Genomic DNA, 23,060 nt, shown 5'->3' with positions numbered 1-23,060 from the left:
ATCAGCCGGTGATTATCCGCGCAATCCGAGCGCTTCTTTGAGCGTTTTGAGATAGCGGCGGCTGACCGGCACCGTCTGACCATGACGCAGCAGCAGCTCCGCCTGGCCGTTCTCTTCCAGCCGGATCTCTTTGAGGTGCGCCATGTTGACCAGATATTGCCGGTGGCAGCGCATCAGCGGTGTGCGGCTCTCCAGCGTGCGCAGCGTCAGCTCGGTAAACCCTTCCTGCCCCTGTCCGCTGGTGACGTACACGCCGCTCATGCGGCTGGCGACAAACGCCACGTCCTCCATTTGCAGCAGATAAATGCGGCTGTGGCCGGTACAGGGGATAAATTTCAGCGCCTCCTGGCGGGCGGTCAGCGGCGACATATCCTGCTCACGCCGCTCGTTGCGCATGCGCGCCAGCGTCTTTTGCAGGCGCGCGGTCTCGATGGGCTTGAGCAGATAATCAAACGCGTGTTCTTCAAATGCCTTTACCGCGTATTCGTCAAACGCGGTGAGAAAGACAATCCACGGGCGGGTGTCAGGGTCGAGCATACCTATCATCTCAAGGCCGGAGATGCGCGGCATCTGGATATCAAGAAACACCACGTCAGGGCGCAGCCGGTGCACCGCGCCGATAGCCTCAACGGCGTTGGCGCACTCGCCCACGACGTCGATATCCGGCTCCTCTTTTAGCAGCAGACGCAGGTTTTCCCGCGCCAGCGGCTCATCATCGACAATCAGCACGCTAATCATGTCGTTCCCTCCAGCGGTAAACGTAAGGTAATTCGGGTAAAGCGGTCCTGCTCACAGGCGACCGAAATGCCGCACCCGTCGCCAAAGCGCGCGCGCAGTCGTTTATCCACCAGGCTCATGCCCAGACCGTTGCTGTCGGCGTTGGGTTGATAGAGCCCGGCGTTGTCTTCTATTTCCAGCACCAGATGCTGCGCGTCGCGGCTTGCGCGCAGGGCGATTTCGCCTGTGCCGAGCAGTTGCGACGTGCCGTGCTTAATGGCGTTTTCCACAATCGGCTGCAAGGTGAATGCCGGCAGCCGGATGTGTCGCAGTTCGTCAGGCAGGCTCAGGCTTACCCGCAAATGCGACTGAAAGCGCGCCTGCTCAATTTTCAGGTACGCGTTAACGTGTTCGATTTCATCAGCCAGCGATACCACATCCGTCGGGCGCTTAAGATTTTTGCGAAAGAACGTCGAAAGATACTGCACCAGCTGGCACGCCTGGTCACTGTCGCGGCGGATCACCGCCATCAGCGTATTGAGAGCGTTAAACAGAAAATGCGGATTGACCTGGGCGTGCAACAGCTTGATTTCTGACTGGGTGAGCAGCTGTTTCTGGCGTTCATACTGCCCCGCCAGAATTTGTGCCGACAGCAGCTGCGCAATCCCCTCCCCCAGCGTGCGGTTGATAGAGCTGAACAGCCGGTTTTTCGGCTCATAGAGCTTAATGGTGCCAACCACTTTGCGGTTTTCGCCGCGCAGCGGGATAACCAGCGTCGAGCCGAGTTTGCAGTTAGGGTGCAGCGTGCAGCGGTACGGCACCTCATTGCCGTCGGCGTACACCACTTCGCCGGACTCAATCGCCCGCAGCGTCCAGGAAGACGAGATGGGGCTGCCTGGCAGATGGTGATCCATGCCGATGCCCGTAAACGCCAGCAGTTGCTCGCGGTCGGTAATGGCGACCGCGCCGATTTCCAGCTCCTGGCGGATCACCTGCGCCACCTTCATGCTGTTTTCGACGTTAAACCCCTGGCGCAAAATCCCTTCGGTGGCGGAGGCGACCTTCAGCGCTCTGGCGGAAAATGCCGTGGTGTATTTCTCAAACATGGCGCGTTTGTCGAGCAGGATGCGCATAAACATCGCGGCCCCGACGGTATTTGTCACCACCATCGGCGCGGCGATATTTTGCACCAGATGCAGCGCCTCGCTGAACGGGCGCGCGATAAGCAAAATGATGCCCATCTGGACAATCTCGGCCACCAGCGTGATAGCGCCTGCGGTGAACGGGTTGAAGATTTTATCGGTGCGTCCGCGGCGAATCAGCCAGCTGTGAACGATACCGCCCAGTAGCCCTTCGACAATCGTCGAGACCATGCAGCTTAACGCGGTCATCCCGCCGAGCGAATAACGGTGCAGCCCGCCAGTGAGCCCCACCAGACCGCCCACCAGCGGGCCGCCGAGCAATCCGCCCATCACGGCGCCGATGGCACGGGTATTGGCGATGGAATCCTGAATATGCAGCCCGAACCAGGTGCCCATGATGCAGAAAATGGAAAAAACCACGTAGCACAGAAATTTATGCGGCAGGCGAACCGTCACCTGCATCAGCGGAATAAACAGCCGCGTTTTGCTCATCAGCCAGGCGATCACGAGGAACACGCACATCTGCTGGAGCAGCAATAAAACCAGATTAAATTCGTACACGGCCACGCTCCGGTCCTGCGATTAAGAGCGCGTAAAATACGCTGCTGTGCCATAACTTTCTATGAAGAAAACCAAAAAACCGTGAGTGAGCGTCGTTTATTAAGGAGGCAGCGCGTGAACATCAGACCCTGGCAGGAGAGCGATCGTCCTTTCCTGCGCACGATTTATTTACACGCCCGACGCGAGGGCTGGCCGTGGCTCGACGGCAGCGAATGGCGGCTGGAGGATTTCGACGCCGACACGCTGGGCGAAACCATACTGGTGGCGGAGGAGGACGACCACCGGCTCGGGTTCGCGTCGCTCGCCGGGAATGATAATTTTCTGCACCATCTGTTTGTAGCGCCTGAAGCGCAGGGCAAAGGCGTCGGCGCGGCGCTGCTTGCGGCTGTACAGGCGCGCTTTACCAGCACCGGCGCGCTGAAATGTATGGTGAAAAATACGCGCGCGCTGCGCTTTTATGAGCGTCGCGGCTGGGTGCGGGAGGCGAGCGGCGAAGCGCCGGAAGGCGCGTACGAACTGCTGCATTTTCGCCAATCTGACCCATAAAAAACGCCTCCCGAAGGAGGCGTTTTTCAGGCAGGTTATCGCCCTTTACACCGCGCGAAACGCGATGTCGCCGGGGATCACCTCGCCCTGCCAGTAGAGCTGCGCCGCCACACGGCCCGCCAGCTGGCGGTAAAGGGTGGTGAATTCGCTCTCGGGGCGGGAGACAACGGTCGGCTGACCGCGGTCGAGATCTTCGCGCAGAGTAATATGCAGCGGCATCTGCCCCAGAAGTTGGGTGCGGTAGGTTTCCGCAAGTTTTTCCGCGCCGCCGGTGCCGAAGATAGGCTCATGGTGGCCGCAGTTGCTGCAAATGTGCATGCTCATGTTCTCAACAATACCGAGTACCGGCACGTCCACTTTCTCAAACATCACGATGCCTTTTTTGGCGTCGATAAGCGCAATATCCTGCGGCGTGGTCACGACCACCGCGCCGGTTACCGGGATATTCTGGGCGAGCGTTAACTGAATGTCGCCAGTGCCTGGCGGCATATCCAGCACCAGATAATCGAGATCCGGCCACATCGTTTCCTGCAACAGTTGCAGCAGCGCTTTACTCGCCATCGGGCCGCGCCACACCATCGCATTATCGTCCGTCACCAGATAGCCGATGGAGTTAGTGGCAAGCCCGTGAGACATAATCGGCGCCATATGCGTGCCGTCCGGCGACGTCGGGCGTTCGCCTTCCGCGCCAAGCATCGTCGGCACTGACGGGCCATAGATGTCAGCATCGAGAATACCCACTTTGGCCCCTTCGGCCGCCAGCGCCAGCGCCAGGTTAACGGCAGTAGAGGATTTCCCTACCCCGCCCTTGCCGGAGCTTATCGCGATGATGTTTTTCACGCCGTTAACGCCCGGCTGATTTTTCACGCGCTTTAAAGTGGCGATACTGTGCGAGAGCTTCCAGTCGATAGCGCTGGCGCCGGTGAGGCGTAGCAGCTCGGCGCTCACCTGCTCTTTAAGCTCTTCAAACCCGCTGCGCCAGGCAAACGGCATTTGCAGCTCGATATGGATAGTGTCATCAAGCCAGGCGACATGATGCAGCGCTTTTAGCGCCGTCAGATTGTGCTTCAGGGTTGGGTGCTGGAAATTGGCCAGCGTCCCGGCGACCAGCGCGCGCAGCGCCTCGGGGGATTTGGCCTGGGATTGCGAATTCATCCCGACTCCTTTGTTGTTCTGATGTTAAAAAATTGCAGTCATAGAATCATAACAGAGTCGCGGGGAGTAAGACGATATTAAACGGCGCGACGGCGTTGGCCTCCCGTGCGCTATAAGCAGACCGGTACATGCCTGCCGGCACGGCGGAGAAAGGCTGACGCGTATTTTACGTCTCGCCGCAGGATGTGATCCGCGCATCCGTAATGCAAGAACCACGCTGGCGCCTTAACCCGAGGCAGCATAATGCTTACGATGCCGGCGGCGATGTGCTGGGCGACTGTAACGAAATACCATAGAGCCAGCCTTTACGGTGTCGTTACTCGTAACAGGGCCCCTTTACGAAAGAACCCTGTTTTTAATGGGCGGTTTTAGCGTCAATTCCTCTGAGAGCGGCTCTTCAGTTTTTGCGCATAAAGCGCTTTATCTGCTTTGTATAGCGCGGTGTGCAGATCGTCCGTAAATTCAGCCACGCCAAAAGAGATCGATAATGGCAAAGTCAGATCGCCAAAAACCAAGGGATTAACTTTAAGTTTTGAACATATTCTTTCCGCCATTTTCCGCGCATGGATTTTTTCATTCGTACACAGCACGATAAATTCATCGCCGCCGTAGCGAACGACGACATCTTCATGTCTGACGTTACTTGAAATTATGCTGGCGATATGCGTTAAAGCCGCATCGCCCACCAGATGTCCGTGAGTGTCATTTATTACTTTAAATTCATCACAATCAAAAATAACGAGGCTATTATAATCCTTACCGGACAGATGTGGGATGATCTGACGGTTATAGACCTGCGTTAATGAATCTATGACGGCATGTTTCTGGGTGTTCAGAAAAAGATTTATTGCTTTTATAACCGCAGTAACAATAATTGAAAAAGCGAGCAAAACCGCCAGGAACGTTTTTATATTTTCTTTAATAAAAGCGTAGAGATCAACCTTTGCTTCCAGAATGAAAATTTCCGCAAGCGGTTGACGAAGTACGTTCAATGATAATGCATGAACATCGCAATGCTTCGTGGCGCACAGGCGGCCAGGCCGATCGTGTGAGATATTATTAGCGGTAACGCTGACCCATTCCGGGGCAGGATTCCTGCTAAATACATGCTGCTGCAGTTCTTCCTCACTGATGTCCGTGTACATCACGCCAATCACTTCCCGGGTATAAGAGTTAGTGACAGGCGTTGCAATTGTCATCACCAGATTTTTACTGACCGAGTCACGATAAATCTCATTGAATTCAAGGTGATTATCCCAAAAATCTAAAATGTCTTTTTTCCTTTTCTCATAGGAAAGAAATCGTGCAAAATTACCCGTGAGACTAATGACGTCGCTGTACATCGCAGGCTGTAATTTATTATATTTTTTGCCATTGAAAAAATAAACAAAACCATATTCTGGCGACGAATAATATCTGTTTTGCAGCGTTTTTTTGGAAAGATAATTTTCAACAAAAGTCACAGCATTTATTTTACTGCAAGATTGCGCGTTAAAGTTACGGTTGGTATAAAGCGCGCCTAAAAGATCTTTTGATTCGCAGTGTTTATTCATATGCGACATCGTGGAGGTTGAAATCATCGACGCAATACTGTCATTGATCGCCTGCTCACGTAACAGAATTTCCGTGACGGATTCAATGGTATTGTTACACACTTCGCGTATGTGGTTGAATGTAATTGCCACCAGAATCATTAATGAAATAAACGCAAAAAAGAGAGTGCCGACCAGGTATCGTTTGTTTTTTCTTTTGTTAACAAGCATTGAAATTTTCATACAACCAATTTTTATTTAGCGATTTCGTAGCACTCTTTAGCATTTTCTTCGAAAACGCTAAAGGTTCTTGAGCATATTTTTCCATTTGCACATTCTGTCCGTATAATTGATAAAACTTTATCGAGAGGAAGCGCCTCACGATACGTTCTTTTTTGGCATAGCGCCTGAAAAATATCTGCTATCGCCATTATCCTGCTGGGTAATGAGAGCTGTTCTCCTGTTTTTTTCATGGGATAGCCTGAGCCGTCAATACGCTCATGATGCTCGGCGGCCCAGTCAACCACACTTTCATCAATAATTATGCTACGCAGGATGCCGCGGGTGTCCGTGACGTGGCGCTGAATAGTCCTGTATTCGCCCGGCGTGAGTTTCCCACATTTATTCAGTATGCCATCGGCAGTATTGATTTTCCCGAGATCGTGCAATAAGCCAGCAAGATATAATCGGTTGCAGGTTCTTTCATCAAGGTACATCTTCTTACCAATAAAGCTCGCTAATTCGCCGACTTTGAGTGAGTGATGATAGGTAAGAGGGTTTTTCATATCCACAATGGTGGAGAGCAGGCGCGCTAAACTTAGCGTATGCTCATCATTCATGACAGGTAATGATTTATCAAAATTAATCGTCCTGATCATCCCTTCAATATAATCAGCACGCAGATAAAACCAAAAATCATCCAGTTCAGTTAATTTCATGAGTTCATCCATTAAGCCCGGATAGAATCTTTCAGGGCGCGTGCTTATTGCGAACTCATCAAATAATGAACTCGCTTGCAATGCAGAGCCTCGCTCATGCTCTAATTTTTCATACAAGCGTGATTTATGCAAAAACAGATCGAAATCGTTACTTATCTTCAAAACAGAAGAAATTAAAATATCCTCCTGTGAAATAGCTAACGCTTTCAAAAGATCATAATCATAAAACCGATAACGCGTCGGCGTTGAAAAACTCTCGAAGACCGAGCAATCGCTCAGTTCTACGCGTTGTATGTTATTGAGCGACGGATTTTCCTCGTCCTGCGCTTTTTTATTGTCCCTGGCAGGCGTGGTGTAACCCTGTAACAAGCCACAGATCAAAGCCCGCAGGCAAAAAGCATTACTTTTCTCCATCATTAACGACAGACGATAAGCAATGTACGACGCGTAGACTCCATTAAAAATTAAATTATTTCTAAACCTCTCCTTAGTTCTACATAGAAATATCAATGTATTACCAATATTAAAAACCATTTCTCCTCCTCAATATGGGCCAATCATAAATATTACCTCCTTTTCAAATTCCAAAAACAGAACCAAATCAAAGAAATCTCGAATGCGTCAGCAGATAAACGTTATCAATAATGCGTAATTGCTTATGCATGTAAATAACGTGTGATACATCTGTGTAAAAATGGACTTGATATTATTCTGACGTTGATGGGTTTATAAATAAATGTGGAGAAAAAGTATTTCGCTCTATTTAACGCCGAGACATTATAACTAATCGCTAGTAATTATCATTCCATTTTTGTTTCTGTGTTTTGCAAATGTGCCAGCATGCTTTCTGTTCAGCTGTAAGAATGTTCGCACGATAATAAATAACCCAACGCACTCTTTTTCGCTCGCGGTAAGCCGCCTGCCACCGTTTAACGGGCTGACGGTAACGCGCTGTGCCAATAAGAGTGAGCCACTGAACCAGACACAGCGGCGGGCACCCGTGTCCGATGAGCGAGTATGGTGACGCCGCCACACCAAAATCGTCTTACCCGCGCTCAACCCGCTCTTCGCCAGCCGCCAGCCCTGAATGGATGGCCGCGCACGGCGTCGCCGCAGGTCGCTCTTTCCTCTGCTTTTTTGCGCGCTTTTGCCGCGGCGCGGTACTCAACGCGGGTTGATTCGGTTACTATGACTGCCCCATTTGCCACAGAAGACGTAATACTCACTATGACTCAAGTCGCGAAGAAAATTCTGGTAACGTGCGCGCTGCCGTACGCCAACGGCTCCATCCACCTCGGCCATATGCTGGAGCACATCCAGGCTGATGTCTGGGTCCGTTACCAGCGAATGCGCGGCCACGAGGTTAATTTCATCTGCGCCGACGACGCCCACGGCACGCCCATCATGCTCAAGGCCCAGCAACTCGGCATCACGCCGGAGCAGATGATTGCCGAGATGAGCAAAGAGCATCAGACCGATTTTGCAGGCTTTAACATCAGCTACGACAATTATCACTCAACCCACAGCGATGAAAACCGCGTGCTGTCGGAGCTTATCTACACCCGTCTGAAAGAAAACGGTTTTATTAAAAATCGCACCATTTCGCAGCTCTACGATCCGGAAAAAGGCATGTTCCTGCCGGACCGTTTTGTGAAAGGCACCTGCCCGAAATGTAAATCCCCGGATCAGTACGGCGATAACTGTGAAGTCTGCGGCGCGACCTACAGCCCGACCGAGCTTATCGAGCCGAAATCCGTGGTGTCCGGCGCCACGCCGGTGATGCGCGATTCCGAGCACTTCTTCTTCGATCTGCCGTCGTTTAGCGAAATGCTGCAGGCGTGGACCCGTTCCGGCGCGCTCCAGGAGCAGGTGGCGAACAAAATGCAGGAGTGGTTTGAATCCGGCCTGCAGCAGTGGGACATCTCCCGCGACGCGCCTTACTTCGGCTTTGAAATCCCGAACGCGCCGGGCAAATATTTCTACGTCTGGCTGGATGCGCCGATTGGCTATATGGGTTCGTTCAAAAACCTGTGCGACAAGCGCGGCGACACCGAAAGCTTTGACGAATACTGGAAGAAAGACTCCGACGCCGAGCTGTATCACTTTATCGGTAAAGATATCGTCTACTTCCACAGCCTGTTCTGGCCGGCAATGCTGGAAGGCAGCGGTTTTCGCAAGCCGACCAACCTGTTTGTCCACGGCTACGTGACGGTCAACGGCGCGAAGATGTCCAAATCGCGCGGCACCTTTATTAAAGCCAGCACCTGGCTGAACCATTTCGACGCTGACAGCCTGCGTTACTACTACGCGGCGAAGCTCTCCTCGCGCATCGACGATATCGACCTGAACCTGGAAGATTTCGTGCAGCGCGTGAATGCCGACATTGTTAACAAAGTGGTAAACCTGGCGTCGCGCAACGCAGGCTTTATCGCCAAACGCTTTGACGGCGAGCTGGCGGCGGAACTCGCCGACCCGGCGCTCTACAAAACCTTTACCGACGCGGCGGTCGTCATTGGCAACGCGTGGGAGAGCCGCGAGTTTGGTAAGGCCATTCGCGAAATCATGGCGCTTGCCGATCTCGCTAACCGCTATGTCGACGAACAGGCGCCGTGGGTCGTGGCGAAGCAGGAAGGTCGCGATGCCGAACTGCAGGCGATCTGCTCCATGGGCATTAATCTGTTCCGCGTGCTGATGACCTGGCTGAAACCGGTGCTGCCGGAGCTGTGCGAGCGCGCCGAGGCGTTCCTGAATACCGGGCTGACCTGGGATGGCATCAACGCCCCGCTGCTCGGCCATAAAGTGAATAGCTTTAAGGCGCTGTATAACCGTATCGAAATGAAACAGGTGGAAGCGTTAGTGGAAGCGTCAAAAGAAGAAGTGAAAGCCGCGGCCGCGCCGGCGACCGGCGAACTGGCGGACAACCCTATCCAGGACACCATCACGTTTGACGATTTCGCGAAAATCGACCTGCGCGTGGCGCTTATCGAAAATGCGGAATTTGTGGAAGGCTCCGACAAGCTGCTGCGCCTGACGCTGGATCTTGACGGCGAAAAACGCAACGTCTTCTCCGGCATCCGCTCCGCTTACCCGGACCCGCAGGCGCTGATTGGCCGCCTGACGGTGATGGTGGCGAATCTCGCGCCGCGTAAAATGCGCTTCGGCATCTCCGAAGGGATGGTGATGGCTGCGGGCCCAGGCGGGAAAGATATCTTCCTGTTAAGCCCGGACAGCGGCGCCAAACCGGGGCAGCAGGTGAAATAATTCACCACACCGACGCGCTGCAGGCGTCATAAATAAAGGGGGGATGCACATCTCCCCTTTTTTCGTGCCATGCCCCGTCGTTGAGCATGTCCGATTGCCGTTTTACCCGTAACCGGTCTGGTTTAAACTCTTTTTCCCGGTTCGTGCAACACCTACTACATTTAACGGGTACGATCCCAGGAAGAGAACCAGTATGGCGCTATATACGATTGGCGAAGTCGCCGATCTTTGCGAAGTAAACCCGGTGACGCTGCGCGCATGGCAGCGACGCTACGGGCTGCTCAAACCCGTGCGCACCGACGGCGGTCACCGCCTGTTCAGCGAGGCGGATATCGACCGCATCCGCGAAATCAAACACTGGATTGAGCAAGGCGTCCAGGTCAGTAAAGTCAAAACGCTGCTTAGCAGCGACAGCGCGGATGAGCCGGAAGGCTGGCGCGAGCGTCAGGAGATGCTGCTTGCGAAACTACGCAGCGGTAACGTCGGCCAGGTCAGAAACTGGGTAAGCGAGCTTGGGCGCGACTACCCGGCCCCGATGCTGGTGCATCATCTCTATACCCCGCTGCGCCGCCGGATGCAGTTGCAACATGCCACTTTGCATGCGTTATTAAGTTTACTCGACGGCATTCTGATTAATTATGTTGCGTTCTGCCTGCAATCCGCGTGGAAAAAGCCCGGCAACGACGCGCTGGTAGTCGGCTGGGGGCATCAGGATGCCACGCGACTGTGGCTGGAGGCCTGGCTGGCGGTGCAAAAAGGCTGGCGGGTGGATGTGCTGGCGCAGCCGCTGGTGCAGTTGCGCCCCGAGCTGTTCCCCGGTAAAACGCTGCTGGTGTGGTGCGGCGAGCCGCCCGCGCCGCGTCAGCTTGAGCAGATCGCCGCCTGGCGCCAGCAGGGCCATGCGATCTTTTCGCTCCATGAACCTGACACCATTTAAAGGTTCATTAACAGTCGCGCTTCACCGTATAATTACGCGGTTAACATAAGGAGCACAGCATGAAATTAGTCCGAATCAGCCTGATAACCGGCATGGTCCTGATGGCCATCGGCGGTATCGGCGGCGTAATGCTCGCAGGCTACACCGTTATCCTGCATTCCGGTTCATAACCCGCGCCAGGCGCTCGAAGAGTCTGTCTACCAGAATCGCCGCCAGCGCCACCAGCACCGCCCCCTGAATCACATACGCCGTGTTAAAGCCGCTCAGGCCAATGATAATTGGAGTGCCGAGCGTGCTGGCGCCGACGGTAGACGCGATCGTGGCGGTGCCGATATTAATAATCACCGACGTGCGGATCCCGGCCAGCATCACGCCAGATGCCAGCGGTAGTTCCACCTTGCGTAAGATCTGCCCGCGGCTCATGCCGACGCCGCGCGCCACCTCTTTGACATCTTCCGGTACTGCGCTGAGCCCCGCGAGGGTGCCCTGCAACACCGGCAAAAGGCCGTAGAGGATCAGCGCGACGATGGCGGGTTCGCGGCCAAACCCCATCACCGGCACCGCAATCGCCAGCACCGCCACCGGCGGAAACGTCTGTCCGGCGGCGGCAAGCGTCTGGGCGAGCGCGCGAAACTCGCGTCCCCACGGGCGCGTCACCGCAATGCCCACGGCGACGCCGCAGGCGACCGACACCGCGCCTGAAACTGCCACTAACCCCAGATGCGAGAGCGTCAGCGCCACAAAGCTCTCCTGCAGGTAGACCGGGCGTGACAGCCCCGGAAACAGCCAGTGGAACAGCCCTTCGCTGTGCGGCATCGCCAGCAGCAGCGCGATAAACGCAAGCGTCAGCCAGAGCAGCGGATCGCGCAGTCTATTCACCCCGCGCCTCCCGCTGATTCACCAGATGGCGAAAGCGCAGCACGCCGCGGTGCGCGCCCTGCGCGTCCACCACCGACAGCGCCTCGCACTGGCGTTCGACAAACAGCGACATCGCCTCGCGAAGCGTTAAGGTTTCGGCCACCGGCTCGCCTTCGCCTGCCCCCGGCTCGATAAAGTCCGCGACCTGTTTGAGCGACAACAACCGCACGCCAAGCTCGCTGCGCCCGAAAAAATCACGCACAAAATCGTTACGCGGCGCGGTCAGCAGCGAGAGCGGCGTGCCCTGCTGCACCACTTCACCGTTATCCATCAGCACCAGATGCTGCGCAAGGCTCAGCGCCTCGTCGATGTCGTGCGTCACCAGCACGATGGTGCGCCCGAGCAACTGATGAATACGGCGCATTTCCTGTTGCAGCGCGGTGCGGGTCACCGGGTCGAGCGCGCCGAACGGCTCATCCATCAGCAACACTTCCGGATCGGCCGCCAGCGCGCGCGCCACGCCGACGCGCTGCTGCTGCCCGCCGGAGAGCTGGTGCGGGTAGCGGTCGCGAAACGCCTCAGGCGCCAGCCCGAGCAGCGTGAGCAGTTCATCCACCCGCGCCTGAATGCGCGCCTTCGGCCACTTCAGCAGTTGCGGCACGGTGGCGATATTCTGCGCCACCGTCCAGTGCGGAAACAGCCCGACCGACTGAATGGCATAGCCCATGCGCCGACGCAGCGCCTCCGGAGAAAAACGGCGGATCTCCTCGCCCGCAAAGCGGATCTCACCCGCGTCGTGCTCCACAAGGCGGTTAATCATCTTCAGCGTGGTGGACTTGCCGGAGCCCGAAGTGCCGATAAGCACCGAGAACGCGCCCTCTGCAAACGTCAGGCTGATATCCTTTACCGCAGCACTGCCGTCATAAAATTTACTGACCTGCTGAAATTCAATCATCTCGTTTCGCCTCCAGCGCCCCGATAACCAAGGTAAACAGCGCATCCAGCACTACGGCCAGCGCTACCACGGGAATCACGCCGAGCAGCACCAGATCGAGCGCGCTGCTGAGCAACCCCTGAAACACCAGCGCGCCAAAGCCGCCTGCGCCGATAAGCGCGGCGACCACCGCCATGCCCACCGTCTGCACCGCCACGACCCGCAGACTGCGCAGCCACACCGGCAGCGCCAGCGGCGTTTCGACATGCCAGAAGCGCTGACGCGCGGACATCCCCATGCCTTTCGCGCTCTCCAGCACCGGCGCGGGCACCTGGCCAAGCCCGGCCACCACGCCGCGCACCAGCGGCAGCAGCGCATAGAGCGTGAGCGCAATCAGCGCAGGCGCCATGCCGGTGCCGGAAACGCCCATCGCGCCAAGCGTCGGCAATTCCCGCGCCAGCCCGGCGAGCGGCGCCATCAGCAGGCCAAAGAGCGCGACCGACGGCACTGTCTGAATAATATTGAGCGCCGCAAACAGGCCCGGCTGCCAGCGCGGACGGCGATGGCAGAGGATCCCGAGCGGCAGGCCAATCACGAGCGCCGCCAGGAGCGTACTGAACAGCAGCGTCAGATGGCGCGCCGTGGCGTCATCAAACACCGTCTGGCGGTTGGCGTATTCTTTGAGAAGCGACAACGCGTCGAAGTGTCCGCTCATCAGCAGCCACAGCGGCGCTATCCAGATCTGCGCGTGCAGCAGCCAGCGCCAGAGGGGCTTACGCGTCAGCCGGCCGATAGCGTCGCTCGCGGCAAGGAGCGCGACGGCCAGCATCAGCCACAGCCCGCTGCCGGGCGACGTGCGCGCAAGCCGGCTGCCCGTCTGGGCAAGCTGCGTCGCCTCCGCGCCCGTGACGTAAAGCAGCGCGATAAACAACCCCTGCGCGCTAATGAGCGCGAGCCAGGCTCCTGGCTTTCCGGGAACGCAGGCGAGCAGACAAAGCAAAAGCGGTAGCGCCCAGAGCGCGGGCGCGACGACGGGAAACAGCGCAGTGAGGCCGAGCGGCGCGCCGGAGACCAGACGGTTCGGCGCGTGATTTAAAAAGGGCAACAGCGCGGCGGCGGCAAGCAGAGCCGCCAGCAGCACCAGCACCCGGTTATGGCATCTAATCGACAAAACGGTTCCTGCAGGCGAGCGCCGGAGCGCTATTTCACCAGTCCTTTTTCTTTCAGCCACTGCGACGCCACTTTACCGGCATCCAGTCCTTCAACCGCAATCTGGCCGTTCAGCGTTTGCAGCGTTTTCTCATCCAGCGCTTTAAAGACCGGCTCAAACCATTGCGGCATGTCCGGGTACGCCTTCAGCACCGCCTCGCGTACCACCGGCGCTGGCGCGTAGACCGGCTGAACGCCTTTCGGGTCTGTGAGCGTTTGCAGGCCGAGCGCGGCGACCGGTCCGTCGGTGCCATACGCCATCGCGGCATTCACGCCGGAGGTTTGCTGGGCCGCCGCTTTGATAGTTACCGCAGTATCGCCGCCCGCAAGCGACAGCAGCTGGTTCTGGTTGAGTTTAAAGTCGTAGGCTTTTTCAAATGCCGGCAGCGCGTCGGCGCGCTCGATAAATTCCGCCGAGGCGGCAAGCTTAAACGTACCGCCCGCTTTCAGATAACGGCTGAGATCGGCAAGCGAGGTCAGTTTGTTCTTCTGCGCCAGATCCTGACGCACCGCGATGGTCCAGGTGTTGTTCGCCGCCGCAGGCGTCAGCCAGACCAGCTTGTTCTGCTCAGCGTCGAGCTTTTTCACTTTCTCGTAGCCCTGATGCGCGTTTTTCCAGGCCGGATCGTTTTCCTGTTTAAAGAAGAACGCGCCGTTGCCGGTGTATTCCGGGTAGATATCCAGCTCGCCGGAGGTAATGGCTCCGCGCACCACTGGCGTGGTGCCAAGCTGCACTTTGTTGACCGTTTTCACGCCGTGGCTTTCCAGCACCTGCAAAATAATGTTGCCGAGCAGCGCGCCTTCAGTGTCGATTTTCGAACCCACTTTCACCGGCTCGGCCGCCTGCGCGCCTGCCGCCAGCAGCAACAGACCTGCCGCGCTCCACTGTTTCAGCGTCATGATTTTCCTCTTTTATCCGCTTCGCTAAGGGCTTAAGAGAAAAGCGTAGTTGATAAATGTTACGGGCGGAGGGAAAAGACGGGAAATGGCATTTTTTGGAAGAAAAACGGCATAAAAAAGGGCCGGTTTCCCGGCCCTCTGACTTTCAACAACCGTTTACAGCAGTTCGAATTCGCCCTGCTTCACGCGGGCGGAATCAAGCCCGATAAAGACATTAAACTTGCCAGGCTCGGCGTCATATTTCATACGCTGGTTCCAGAATTTCAGCGCCTCGACGTCGATCGGGAAGCTGACGGTCTGGCTTTGGCCAGGCTTGAGCGTCACTTTCTCAAAACCGCGCAGCTGTTTCACCGGACGACTCATGGACGCCGTAACGTCCTGAAGATACATCTGCACCGCCGTCGCGCCCTCGCGTTTGCCGGTGTTGGTCACCGTCACGCTGGCGGTCACTTTGCCGTCACGTTTCATGGTCGGCGCGGAGAGCTTCACGTCGGACACGCTGAACGTGGTGTAGCTCAGGCCATAACCGAACGGGTACAGCGGGCCGTTGGCTTCGTCAAAGTAGCGCGAAGTGTATTTGTTCGGTTTTTCCGGGTTGTACGGGCGGCCCGTGTTGAGGTGGCTGTAGTAGACCGGGATCTGGCCGACCGAGCGCGGGAAGGAAATTGGCAGCTTGCCCGACGGGTTATAGTCGCCAAAGAGCACGTCGGCGATGGCGTTACCGCCTTCGGTCCCGGCAAACCAGGTTTCCAGGATCGCGTCCGCCTGCTGATCTTCTTTCACCAGCGCCAGCGGGCGGCCATTCATCAGCACCAGCACCAGCGGTTTACCGGTCGCTTTCAGCGCGCTAATCAGATCGCGCTGGCTCTGCGGAATGGTCAGGTCAGTACGGCTGGACGCCTCATGGGCCATGCCCTGGGCTTCGCCGACCACTGCCACGACCACGTCAGACTGCTTCGCGACGTTCACCGCTTCATCGATCATTTCCTTCGGCGTGCGTTTATCCACGACCACAGCCGGCTCGTAGAGATTCAGGAAGTCGACAATACCTTTATCGTCGGTGACGTTCGCGCCTTTGGCGAAGAGAATTTTCGCCTTATCGCCCGCCACGTTTTTCATGCCCTGCAGCAGCGTCACGGACTGATCCGCCACGCCCGCCGCTGACCAGCTGCCCATCATGTCGCGCTTGCTGTCAGCGAGCGGCCCGACCACCGCGATAGTGCCGGATTTTTTCAGCGGCAGCGTCTCCAGGCGGTTTTTCAGCAGCACCAGGCTTTCGCGTGCCACGCGACGCGCGTCGTCGCGGTGCAGGCGGCTCTCGGCGTTGGTGTCTTTCGGGTCGGATTCTTTCGGCCCCAGATGACTGTACGGATCGTTAAACAGCCCCATGTCATATTTGACGTTCAGCACGTGACGGGTGGCGTCGTCAAGTTCGGCCATTGTCACTTTGCCGCTCTTGATAAGATCCGGCAGATATTTGCTGTAATACTCATCCGCCATGCTCATATCAACGCCGGATTTAATCGCCACGCGCACTGCGTCTTCCGGGCCGGATGCCGTACCGTGTTTGATAAGCTCTTTAATCGCGCCGTGGTCGGAAATGGTAATGCCTTTAAAGCCCCAGTCGCCGCGCAGCAGATCTTTTAGCAGCCAGCCATCGGACGCCGCCGGGGTGCCGTTCAGGGAGTTAAGCGCAATCATTACCCCGCCGCTGCCCGCGTCGAGCGCCTCTTTGTACGGCGGCATGTAGTCGTTGAACAGGCGCTGGGAGCTCATATCAACGGTGTTGTACTCTTTACCGCCCTCCACGGCGCCGTAAGCGGCGAAGTGTTTCACGCTGGTCATGACCGAGTAGCGGTCCGCCGGGCTTTTGCCCTGCATCGACTCCACCATGGTTTTGCCCATCATGCTGGTGAGATAGGTATCCTCGCCGAACCCCTCCGAGCCGCGACCCCAGCGCGGGTCGCGCGTCACGTCGACCATCGGCGCCCAGGTCATGTTCAGACCGTCGTCAGCGGCTTCATACGCCGACACGCGGCCCACGGTTTTCACCGCGTCGAGGTTAAAGGTAGACGCCAGGCCCAGGCTGTTCGGGAAAATGGTGCGCTGACCGTGCAGCACATCGTAGGCAAAAAACAGCGGGATTTTCAGGCGGCTTAACTGCATCACCTGATCCTGCATCGCGCGGATATCCGGGCGGGTCACGGTATTGAAAATCGCGCCGACCTGTCCCTCTTTAATCATGTCCCGAATCGCTTCTTTCGGGTTATCCGGCCCCACGCTAATCAGGCGCAGCTGGCCAATTTTCTCATCGACCGTCATTTTTTTGAGTAAATCGGTCACGAACGCATCCCGCGCTTCGGGCGTCAGCGGATGATCGCCGAACTGTTCAGACGCCAGGGCCGGTTGCAGCGCAAGGCTCACGGCCATACCCACAGAACAAAGCCATTTCATAGGATTAACTCTCTTTTAGACGCAGCCGCAACGTTGCCGCCACAAAGATTAAGGTGTGCAGTGTGCCATAAGCCTTAGCAGGGAAGAAGCCAAACGCAAGTTTATACGCTGATTTTTCAACCTTTTCGGACTCGTCGCGAATTCACGGCTATGCTTAGAGACGTGCGTTTTTCTCTGCCACAAGGAGTGGAACATGATCCTGACATCAACCTCCGGTAACCATGAGGTTATCGCGGAGCTGACCCGCATCACCGGCGCCAGCCATCTTCTCACCGACCCGGCCAAAACCGCCCGTTACCGCAAAGGCTTTCGCTCAGGCCAGGGCGAGGCGCTGGCCGTTGTCTTTCCCGGTACGCTGCTGGAATTATGGCGCGTTCTGGAAGTTTGCGTCGCCGCCGACAAAATTATTCTGATGCAGGCGGCTAATACCGGCCTGACCGAAGGCTCGACGCCGAACGGCAACGACTACGATCGCGACATTATTATTATCAGCACGCTGCGCCTCGATAAGCTGCACCTGCTGGATAAGGGCGAGCAGATCCTGGCTTACCCCGGCACCACGCTCTGGCAGCTGGAGCGCGCGTTAAAGCCGCTCGGGCGCGAGCCGCACTCGGTGATTGGCTCTTCCTGTATCGGCGCCTCGGTGATGGGCGGCATCTGCAATAACTCCGGCGGCGCGCTGGTGCATCGCGGCCCCGCGTATACCGAAATGGCGCTGTTCGCGCAGATAGACGACACCGGGCGGCTGCGCCTCGTTAACCATCTGGGCATCGATCTCGGCCAGACGCCGGAGCAGATCCTGGGCCGCCTGGATGATGACCGTATCGACCCCGCCGCGGTGCGCCACGACGAGCGCCAGGCCTCTGACCGTCACTACATTGAGCGCGTGCGCGATATCGAGGCTGACAGCCCGGCGCGCTATAACGCCAACCCGGAGCGGCTGTTTGAGGCGTCCGGCTGTGCCGGGAAACTCGCGGTGTTCGCGGTGCGTCTTGATACGTTCGAGGCTGAAAAGCGCCAGGAGGTGTTTTATATCGGCACCAATCAGCCTGACGTCCTGACGCAGATCCGCCGCCATATTCTCGCGAATTTCCAGAGCCTGCCGGTCGCGGGCGAATATATGCACCGCGACATCTACGACATCGCCGAGCGCTACGGGAAAGACACCTTCCTGATGATCAACAAGCTCGGTACTGACAAAATGCCGTTCTTCTTTACCGCCAAAGGCCGCACCGACGCCTGGCTTGAGAAAGTGCCGTTCGTCAAACCGCACTTTACCGACCGCGTGATGCAAAAACTGGGCGGGCTGTTCCCCGGCCACCTGCCGCCGCGCATGAAAAGCTGGCGCGATAAATATGAGCATCATCTGCTGCTGAAAATGGCGGGCGAAGGTATCGAAGAGGCGCGCAGCTGGCTGACCGCGTTCTTTAAAGAGGCCGAAGGCGATTTCTTCGCCTGTACGGCGGAAGAAGGCAGCAAGGCGTTTCTGCATCGCTTTGCGGCGGCGGGCGCGGCGGTGCGCTACCACGCGGTACATGCCGACGAAGTAGAAGATATTCTGGCGCTGGATATCGCGCTGCGCCGTAACGACACCGAATGGTTCGAGCATTTGCCGCCGGAAATCGACAGCAAGCTGGTGCATAAGCTCTATTACGGCCACTTCTTCTGCCATGTCTTCCATCAGGATTACATTGTTAAAAAAGGGGTGGACGTCCATGCGCTCAAAGAAGAGATGCTGGCGCTGCTGCGCGCGCGCGGCGCGCAATACCCGGCGGAGCATAACGTCGGCCATCTCTATGAAGCGCCGGAGAGCTTAAAACTATTTTATAAGGCCAATGACCCGACCAACAGCATGAACCCCGGCATCGGCAAAACGTCGAAGCAGAAATACTGGGGCAAATCCGCCGGGATCGCACAAACGCCAACGGACAGCGCCTCCCGCTGATTCTGGCAGGCTGTTTTCTTTTTAAGCGCAGGCATAATATATCCCCCATACCGCCGGAGCCCTCCGGCGGTATGTTTTCAGAGGATACAGGTATGGCTGTTGTGGAACATCTCACGGCGTCGAAGGCCGCGATTCGGGACGTCACGCCGGGGGATATCGAAGCCATCCGCGTGATTTATGGCTGGCATGTCGAACACGGTCGCGCCTCGTTTGAAGAAACCGTGCCGACGCTCGCTGAGATGACCGCGCGCGTGGAAAACGTGACGGATCAGGGCCTGCCGTGGCTGGTGGCGGAACTCGACGGCATCGTGGTTGGCTACAGCTACGCCTCGCCCTGGCGCCCGCGCCCCGCGTATCGTTATACCCTTGAAGAATCCATTTACATCGACGCCAGCGTGACCGGTCGCGGCATCGGCAGCCGTTTGTTGCAGGCGCTGATCGAGCGCTGCGAGCAGGGGCCGTGGCGGCAACTGATGGCGGTGATAGGCGATGGCGAGAATAATCGCGGCTCGACGCGGCTGCACCGGCTGCTGGGGTTTGAAGTGGTGGGGAATTTGCGCAGCGTCGGTTTTAAGTTCGGCGGCTGGCGCGACACGCTGATTATGCAGCGTCCGCTCAATCAGGGAGACTGGACGCTGCCGGAATAACTTATTCGGCGCTGTTGTTCGCCATTTGCGCCGCTTTCTGGCGCTTATAGGCAAGCGCCGCTTCAGGCACCGGTTGCGCCTTGCCGGTTTCAAGCCAGGTGCGCAGACGGCTGGCGTCGGCGAAATGGGTGTACTTGCCGAACGCGTCCATCACCACCAGCGACACCGGGCGGTTTTTTATCAGCGTACGCATCACCAGGCAGTGCCCCGCCGCGTTGGTAAAACCGGTTTTGGTCAGCTGTATATTCCAGTTGTCGCGATAGACCAGATGGTTGGTGTTGCGAAACGGCAGCGTATACGGCGGGTTGGAGAAGGTCGCCATCTCTTCGCGCGTGGTGCTGAGCTGACCAATCAGCGGATACTGTTTGGTGGCAATCAGAAGTTTGGTGAGATCGCGCGCCGTCGAGACGTTGTGTATGGAAAGCCCCGTCGGCTCCACAAAGCGTGTGTTGCGCATGCCGAGCGCTTTGGCTTTGGCATTCATGGCGCGGATAAACGCGTCGTAACCGCCCGGATAGTGGTGCGCAAGGCTCGCCGCCGCGCGGTTTTCCGACGACATCAGCGCCAGCAGCAACATATTTTTACGGCTGATCTGGCTGTTTAACCGCACCCGTGAATAGACGCCTTTCATCTCCGGCGTGTGGCTGATATCCACCGTCAGCTTCTCATCAAGCGGCAGGCTGGCGTCGAGCACCACCATTGCGGTCATCACTTTGGTAATAGACGCAATCGGACGCACCAGGTCCGGATGGCTTGAGAACAGCACTTCATTCGTGCGCAAATCGACGATCATGGCGCTGCCGGAGGCGATTTGCGGCTCGGCGGCGGACACAGAGGGCGCGGCCGCTTTCGCGGCGGCGAGCGCGGGCGTGGAAAGCGGCGCGGTCAGCAGTAGCGCAAGACTTAACAGGGAAAGACGAATTTTTGTCGACATGGCGAAAGTTCGGAAAATAATTCACGCGCGTAATCAAACGCACCGCCACCAATGATAATAACTATTGATGGCTGGCGCGGGCATGATACTCCGGCCTTCGCGTTTCCCGCTACAGGAGATTCAGCGCACGCTGCGGCACCGCCGGTTTTTACACCGGCGGCTCGCGTCAGAACAGATGATAGCCGTAGCCCCAGAGCAGTACGGTCAGCGCCAGCAGCACTTCCAGCAGCAGGACGCCGATAGCGAGCGTCGAACCGGAAAAACGCAGCCCCTCTTCCTCGCTGATACTGAGAAACGCCGGGATACCGACGTAAAGCAGATACCCGGTATAGAGCAGCGCCAGGGTGCCCACCAGCCCGCAGAGCCACACCAGCGGATAGAGCGCCACGATGCCGCTTAGAAAAAGCGGCGTCGCCACATAACCCGCAAAGACCATACAGCTTGCCAGCGACGGACGATGCGGGAGGTCACGCGCCATCCACCTGATAACACGGCCCATAATGGCGACGCCCGCCAGCATCAGCGCATAGAACAACACCGCCAGATAAAAACCGGTAAACAGCGACAGCCGGACCACGTTGCCGTCACCGAAATCCCAGCCAATCTGGGTGGTGCCGATAAACGCGCAAATCACGGGGATCGCCGCCATGATGAGCACATGGTGAGTATAGTGATGCGACACGGTTTCGTTTTCGCGGCGAATCACCTGCATTTCGCGAAAGGGATGGGCTAAAAGCCCCCAGACATGGTTCATAACGCCCCCTGACACAGACCGCCCGGAACGGGTGCTTTAAGTATAATTCAGCCCTACAGATTAAAAAGTAAACAGCACAAAAACGCGCGGGCGGTTGGCCGGGCAAGGCGCGGCGAGCGCGTTATACTTCTGGTTTCGCGCATGCCGCGAACGCAGGCAACGCAAACGGGAGCATTTTTGATTCATGGATATCAATAACCTGATTGAGCAGTACGGTTATCTGACGCTGTTTTTCGGCAGCCTGGCGGAGGGGGAGACGGTGACGCTACTGGGCGGCGTGGCGGCGCATCAGGGGCTGCTGCATTTTCCGCTGGTGGTGCTGGTAGTCGCGCTCGGCGGCATGATAGGCGACCAGTTGCTTTATCTCGCAGGCCGCCGCTTTGGCACCCGCGCCCTGGGACGCTTTTCCCGCAAGCAGAAGCAAATTACGCGCGCCCAACAACTTATCCAGCGCCATCCGGCGTGGTTTGTGATTGGCACCCGCTTTATGTACGGTTTTCGCATTATCGGGCCGCTGCTGATTGGCGCGAGCCATATCCCGCCGAAGCTTTTTCTGCCGCTCAATATTCTCGGCGCGGTGGTCTGGGCGAGTCTGTTTACCACGCTGGGGTATCTGGGAGGTGAAGTGATCGAGCCCTGGCTGCATCGGCTCGATCATCACCTCAAACAGCTGATTTGGGTGGCGCTGGCGGCGGGGATTGTCCTGCTGCTACGCTGGCTGTGGCATAAGCGCAGCAGCAAAGAGGATTAAGACGCCTGCGCTTTAAACTGCGGGTTCACCAGCGTAAAACCGCCGTCGATGATAAACGACTGGCCGGTGGTATAGGTGGCGCCCTCGGAGCAGAGCCACGCGACGATGCTGGCTATCTCCTCGGTTTCGCCAGGGCGCGCCAGCGGAATATTCGGCATCGAGCCGGGCGTCGCGTCGCCTTCTTTCATGTCATTCATCGGCGTGGCGATAGCGCCCGGCGCCACGGCGTTCACCAGAATGTTATGCTCAACCAGCTCCAGCGCCATCGATTTGGTTAACCCGCCGAGCGCATGTTTGGCGGCGGTGTACGCGCTCGCCTCCGGCAGCGGCGTGTGCTCATGCACCGAGGTGATATTGACGATGCGCCCGCCCTGCCCCTGCTTCACCATCGCCTTCGCGGCAATCTGCGAGCAGAGAAACGCGCCGTCGACATCCACCGTCTGGATACTGCGCCATTCGTCGAACGTCATCTCCAGAAACGGGGCTTTGATCATCGCGCCCGCGTTATTGACCAGCGCGTCAATACGCCCGAAGCGGTCGATCAGCTCCTGAATGGCATTCGCGCCTTCCGGCAGGTTGCTGAGGTTGAGCTGGATAAGCTCAGCGCGCCGCCCCAGGCTTTCCACTTCACGCGCCGTCTCTTTCGCGCCTTCGTCATCGCTATGCCAGGTGATGCCAATATCAAAACCCTGCTTCGCCAGGAAAATCGCACACTTCTTGCCGATGCCAGAATCTGACGCGGTGACAATCGCCACTTTGTTTGCAGAACGCATGGTGCCTCCGGGTTGTTGCGGTAAAGCGTTAAGTATAGCGATGCCTGAAAATTCAGCGCCGACTGGCAGGCTAACGCAATCTGCACTTTTTTCTGCCGCCCCGGCAGGAGCT

General features: G+C 57.2%; 20 protein-coding genes. 7 read left to right on the top strand and 13 right to left on the bottom strand.

Annotated elements, in window-relative coordinates:
• Window positions 1–12: 12 nt before the first annotated feature.
• Both btsR and AFK63_RS05205 read right to left on the bottom strand, forming a co-directional pair.
• Window positions 13–738, bottom strand: a complete 726-nt coding sequence (btsR, locus tag AFK63_RS05210) for a two-component system response regulator BtsR (RefSeq protein WP_038861875.1) — start codon at window positions 736–738, stop codon at window positions 13–15.
• Window positions 735–2,420 carry a sensor histidine kinase gene (locus AFK63_RS05205; RefSeq protein ID WP_038862343.1) on the bottom strand — a complete coding sequence of 562 codons (1,686 nt, stop codon included), beginning with the start codon at window positions 2,418–2,420 and terminating at the stop codon, window positions 735–737. Before AFK63_RS05205 ends, btsR begins: the two co-directional genes overlap by 4 nt.
• Before the next feature lie 114 nt (window positions 2,421–2,534).
• Between AFK63_RS05205 and AFK63_RS05200 the strand changes: the two genes are divergently transcribed.
• Entirely contained in the window at window positions 2,535–2,966 is a 432-nt protein-coding gene (locus tag AFK63_RS05200) for a GNAT family N-acetyltransferase (protein ID WP_038861872.1), read from the top strand.
• Window positions 2,967–3,011: 45 nt separating this feature from the next.
• Here AFK63_RS05200 and apbC read toward each other — a convergent pair whose 3' ends face one another.
• The 3 genes from apbC to AFK63_RS05185 form a co-directional block, all read right to left on the bottom strand.
• Window positions 3,012–4,121, bottom strand: a complete 1,110-nt coding sequence (apbC, locus tag AFK63_RS05195; RefSeq protein ID WP_038861870.1) for an iron-sulfur cluster carrier protein ApbC — start codon at window positions 4,119–4,121, stop codon at window positions 3,012–3,014.
• A 374-nt stretch (window positions 4,122–4,495) separates the two neighbouring features.
• Window positions 4,496–5,884 carry a sensor domain-containing diguanylate cyclase gene (locus AFK63_RS05190; protein WP_038861869.1) on the bottom strand — a complete coding sequence of 463 codons (1,389 nt, stop codon included), beginning with the start codon at window positions 5,882–5,884 and terminating at the stop codon, window positions 4,496–4,498.
• Between the two features lie 23 nt (window positions 5,885–5,907).
• Window positions 5,908–7,125: an HD-GYP domain-containing protein gene (locus tag AFK63_RS05185; RefSeq protein ID WP_038861867.1), complete on the bottom strand. Its 1,218-nt coding sequence runs from the start codon at window positions 7,123–7,125 to the stop codon at window positions 5,908–5,910.
• Between the two features lie 693 nt (window positions 7,126–7,818).
• Between AFK63_RS05185 and metG the strand changes: the two genes are divergently transcribed.
• The 3 genes from metG (at window position 7,819) to AFK63_RS20985 (ending at window position 10,959) form a co-directional block, all read left to right on the top strand.
• Window positions 7,819–9,852: a methionine--tRNA ligase gene (metG, locus tag AFK63_RS05180; RefSeq protein WP_038861862.1), complete on the top strand. Its 2,034-nt coding sequence runs from the start codon at window positions 7,819–7,821 to the stop codon at window positions 9,850–9,852.
• Between the two features lie 193 nt (window positions 9,853–10,045).
• Window positions 10,046–10,789 (top strand): MerR family transcriptional regulator, encoded by a 744-nt coding sequence (locus tag AFK63_RS05175; RefSeq protein ID WP_038861860.1) that lies wholly within the window; start codon window positions 10,046–10,048, stop codon window positions 10,787–10,789.
• Between the two features lie 59 nt (window positions 10,790–10,848).
• A complete protein-coding gene (locus AFK63_RS20985; protein WP_032967300.1) occupies window positions 10,849–10,959 on the top strand; it encodes a protein YohO in 111 nt (36 codons plus the stop codon).
• Here the strand turns inward: AFK63_RS20985 and AFK63_RS05170 are convergent.
• The 5 genes from AFK63_RS05170 to bglX form a co-directional block, all read right to left on the bottom strand.
• Window positions 10,937–11,668: an ABC transporter permease gene (locus AFK63_RS05170; RefSeq protein ID WP_038861857.1), complete on the bottom strand. Its 732-nt coding sequence runs from the start codon at window positions 11,666–11,668 to the stop codon at window positions 10,937–10,939. The genes AFK63_RS20985 and AFK63_RS05170 overlap by 23 nt on opposite strands.
• A complete protein-coding gene (locus tag AFK63_RS05165; RefSeq protein WP_038861856.1) occupies window positions 11,661–12,602 on the bottom strand; it encodes an ABC transporter ATP-binding protein in 942 nt (313 codons plus the stop codon). The genes AFK63_RS05170 and AFK63_RS05165 overlap by 8 nt, the downstream gene beginning before the upstream one ends.
• Window positions 12,595–13,752 carry an ABC transporter permease gene (locus AFK63_RS05160; protein ID WP_038861852.1) on the bottom strand — a complete coding sequence of 386 codons (1,158 nt, stop codon included), beginning with the start codon at window positions 13,750–13,752 and terminating at the stop codon, window positions 12,595–12,597. Before AFK63_RS05160 ends, AFK63_RS05165 begins: the two co-directional genes overlap by 8 nt.
• A gap of 29 nt (window positions 13,753–13,781) precedes the next feature.
• Complete coding sequence (gene osmF, locus AFK63_RS05155; protein WP_038861850.1) at window positions 13,782–14,690, bottom strand: glycine betaine ABC transporter substrate-binding protein OsmF; 909 nt, start codon at window positions 14,688–14,690, stop codon at window positions 13,782–13,784.
• A 156-nt stretch (window positions 14,691–14,846) separates the two neighbouring features.
• A complete protein-coding gene (gene bglX / locus AFK63_RS05150) occupies window positions 14,847–17,144 on the bottom strand; it encodes a beta-glucosidase BglX (RefSeq protein ID WP_038861847.1) in 2,298 nt (765 codons plus the stop codon).
• Window positions 17,145–17,337: 193 nt separating this feature from the next.
• Between bglX and dld the strand changes: the two genes are divergently transcribed.
• Window positions 17,338–19,089: a D-lactate dehydrogenase gene (gene dld, locus AFK63_RS05145; RefSeq protein ID WP_050568128.1), complete on the top strand. Its 1,752-nt coding sequence runs from the start codon at window positions 17,338–17,340 to the stop codon at window positions 19,087–19,089.
• Window positions 19,090–19,181: 92 nt separating this feature from the next.
• Window positions 19,182–19,736: a GNAT family N-acetyltransferase gene (locus AFK63_RS05140; RefSeq protein WP_038861842.1), complete on the top strand. Its 555-nt coding sequence runs from the start codon at window positions 19,182–19,184 to the stop codon at window positions 19,734–19,736.
• A 1-nt stretch (window position 19,737) separates the two neighbouring features.
• On the opposite strand, the gene pbpG is transcribed toward AFK63_RS05140, so the two are convergent.
• Window positions 19,738–20,670, bottom strand: coding sequence for a D-alanyl-D-alanine endopeptidase (pbpG, locus tag AFK63_RS05135; RefSeq protein WP_038861841.1), 933 nt, complete (start codon window positions 20,668–20,670; stop codon window positions 19,738–19,740).
• 166 nt (window positions 20,671–20,836) lie between these two features.
• Entirely contained in the window at window positions 20,837–21,424 is a 588-nt protein-coding gene (locus AFK63_RS05130) for a Yip1 family protein (protein ID WP_038861838.1), read from the bottom strand.
• A gap of 184 nt (window positions 21,425–21,608) precedes the next feature.
• Here AFK63_RS05130 and AFK63_RS05125 point away from each other — a divergent pair, with 184 nt between their 5' ends.
• A complete protein-coding gene (locus AFK63_RS05125) occupies window positions 21,609–22,175 on the top strand; it encodes a DedA family protein (protein WP_038861837.1) in 567 nt (188 codons plus the stop codon).
• Here the strand turns inward: AFK63_RS05125 and AFK63_RS05120 are convergent.
• Window positions 22,172–22,948 (bottom strand): SDR family oxidoreductase, encoded by a 777-nt coding sequence (locus AFK63_RS05120; protein ID WP_038861836.1) that lies wholly within the window; start codon window positions 22,946–22,948, stop codon window positions 22,172–22,174. The two genes, AFK63_RS05125 and AFK63_RS05120, sit on opposite strands and share 4 nt — an antisense overlap.
• Window positions 22,949–23,060 lie beyond the last annotated feature (112 nt).

The sequence above is a fragment of the Cronobacter muytjensii ATCC 51329 genome (assembly GCF_001277195.1).
GTDB lineage: Bacteria > Pseudomonadota > Gammaproteobacteria > Enterobacterales > Enterobacteriaceae > Cronobacter > Cronobacter muytjensii.
Note: the sequence above shows the minus strand (reverse complement) of the source record. Positions and strands in the feature narration are given on the sequence as shown.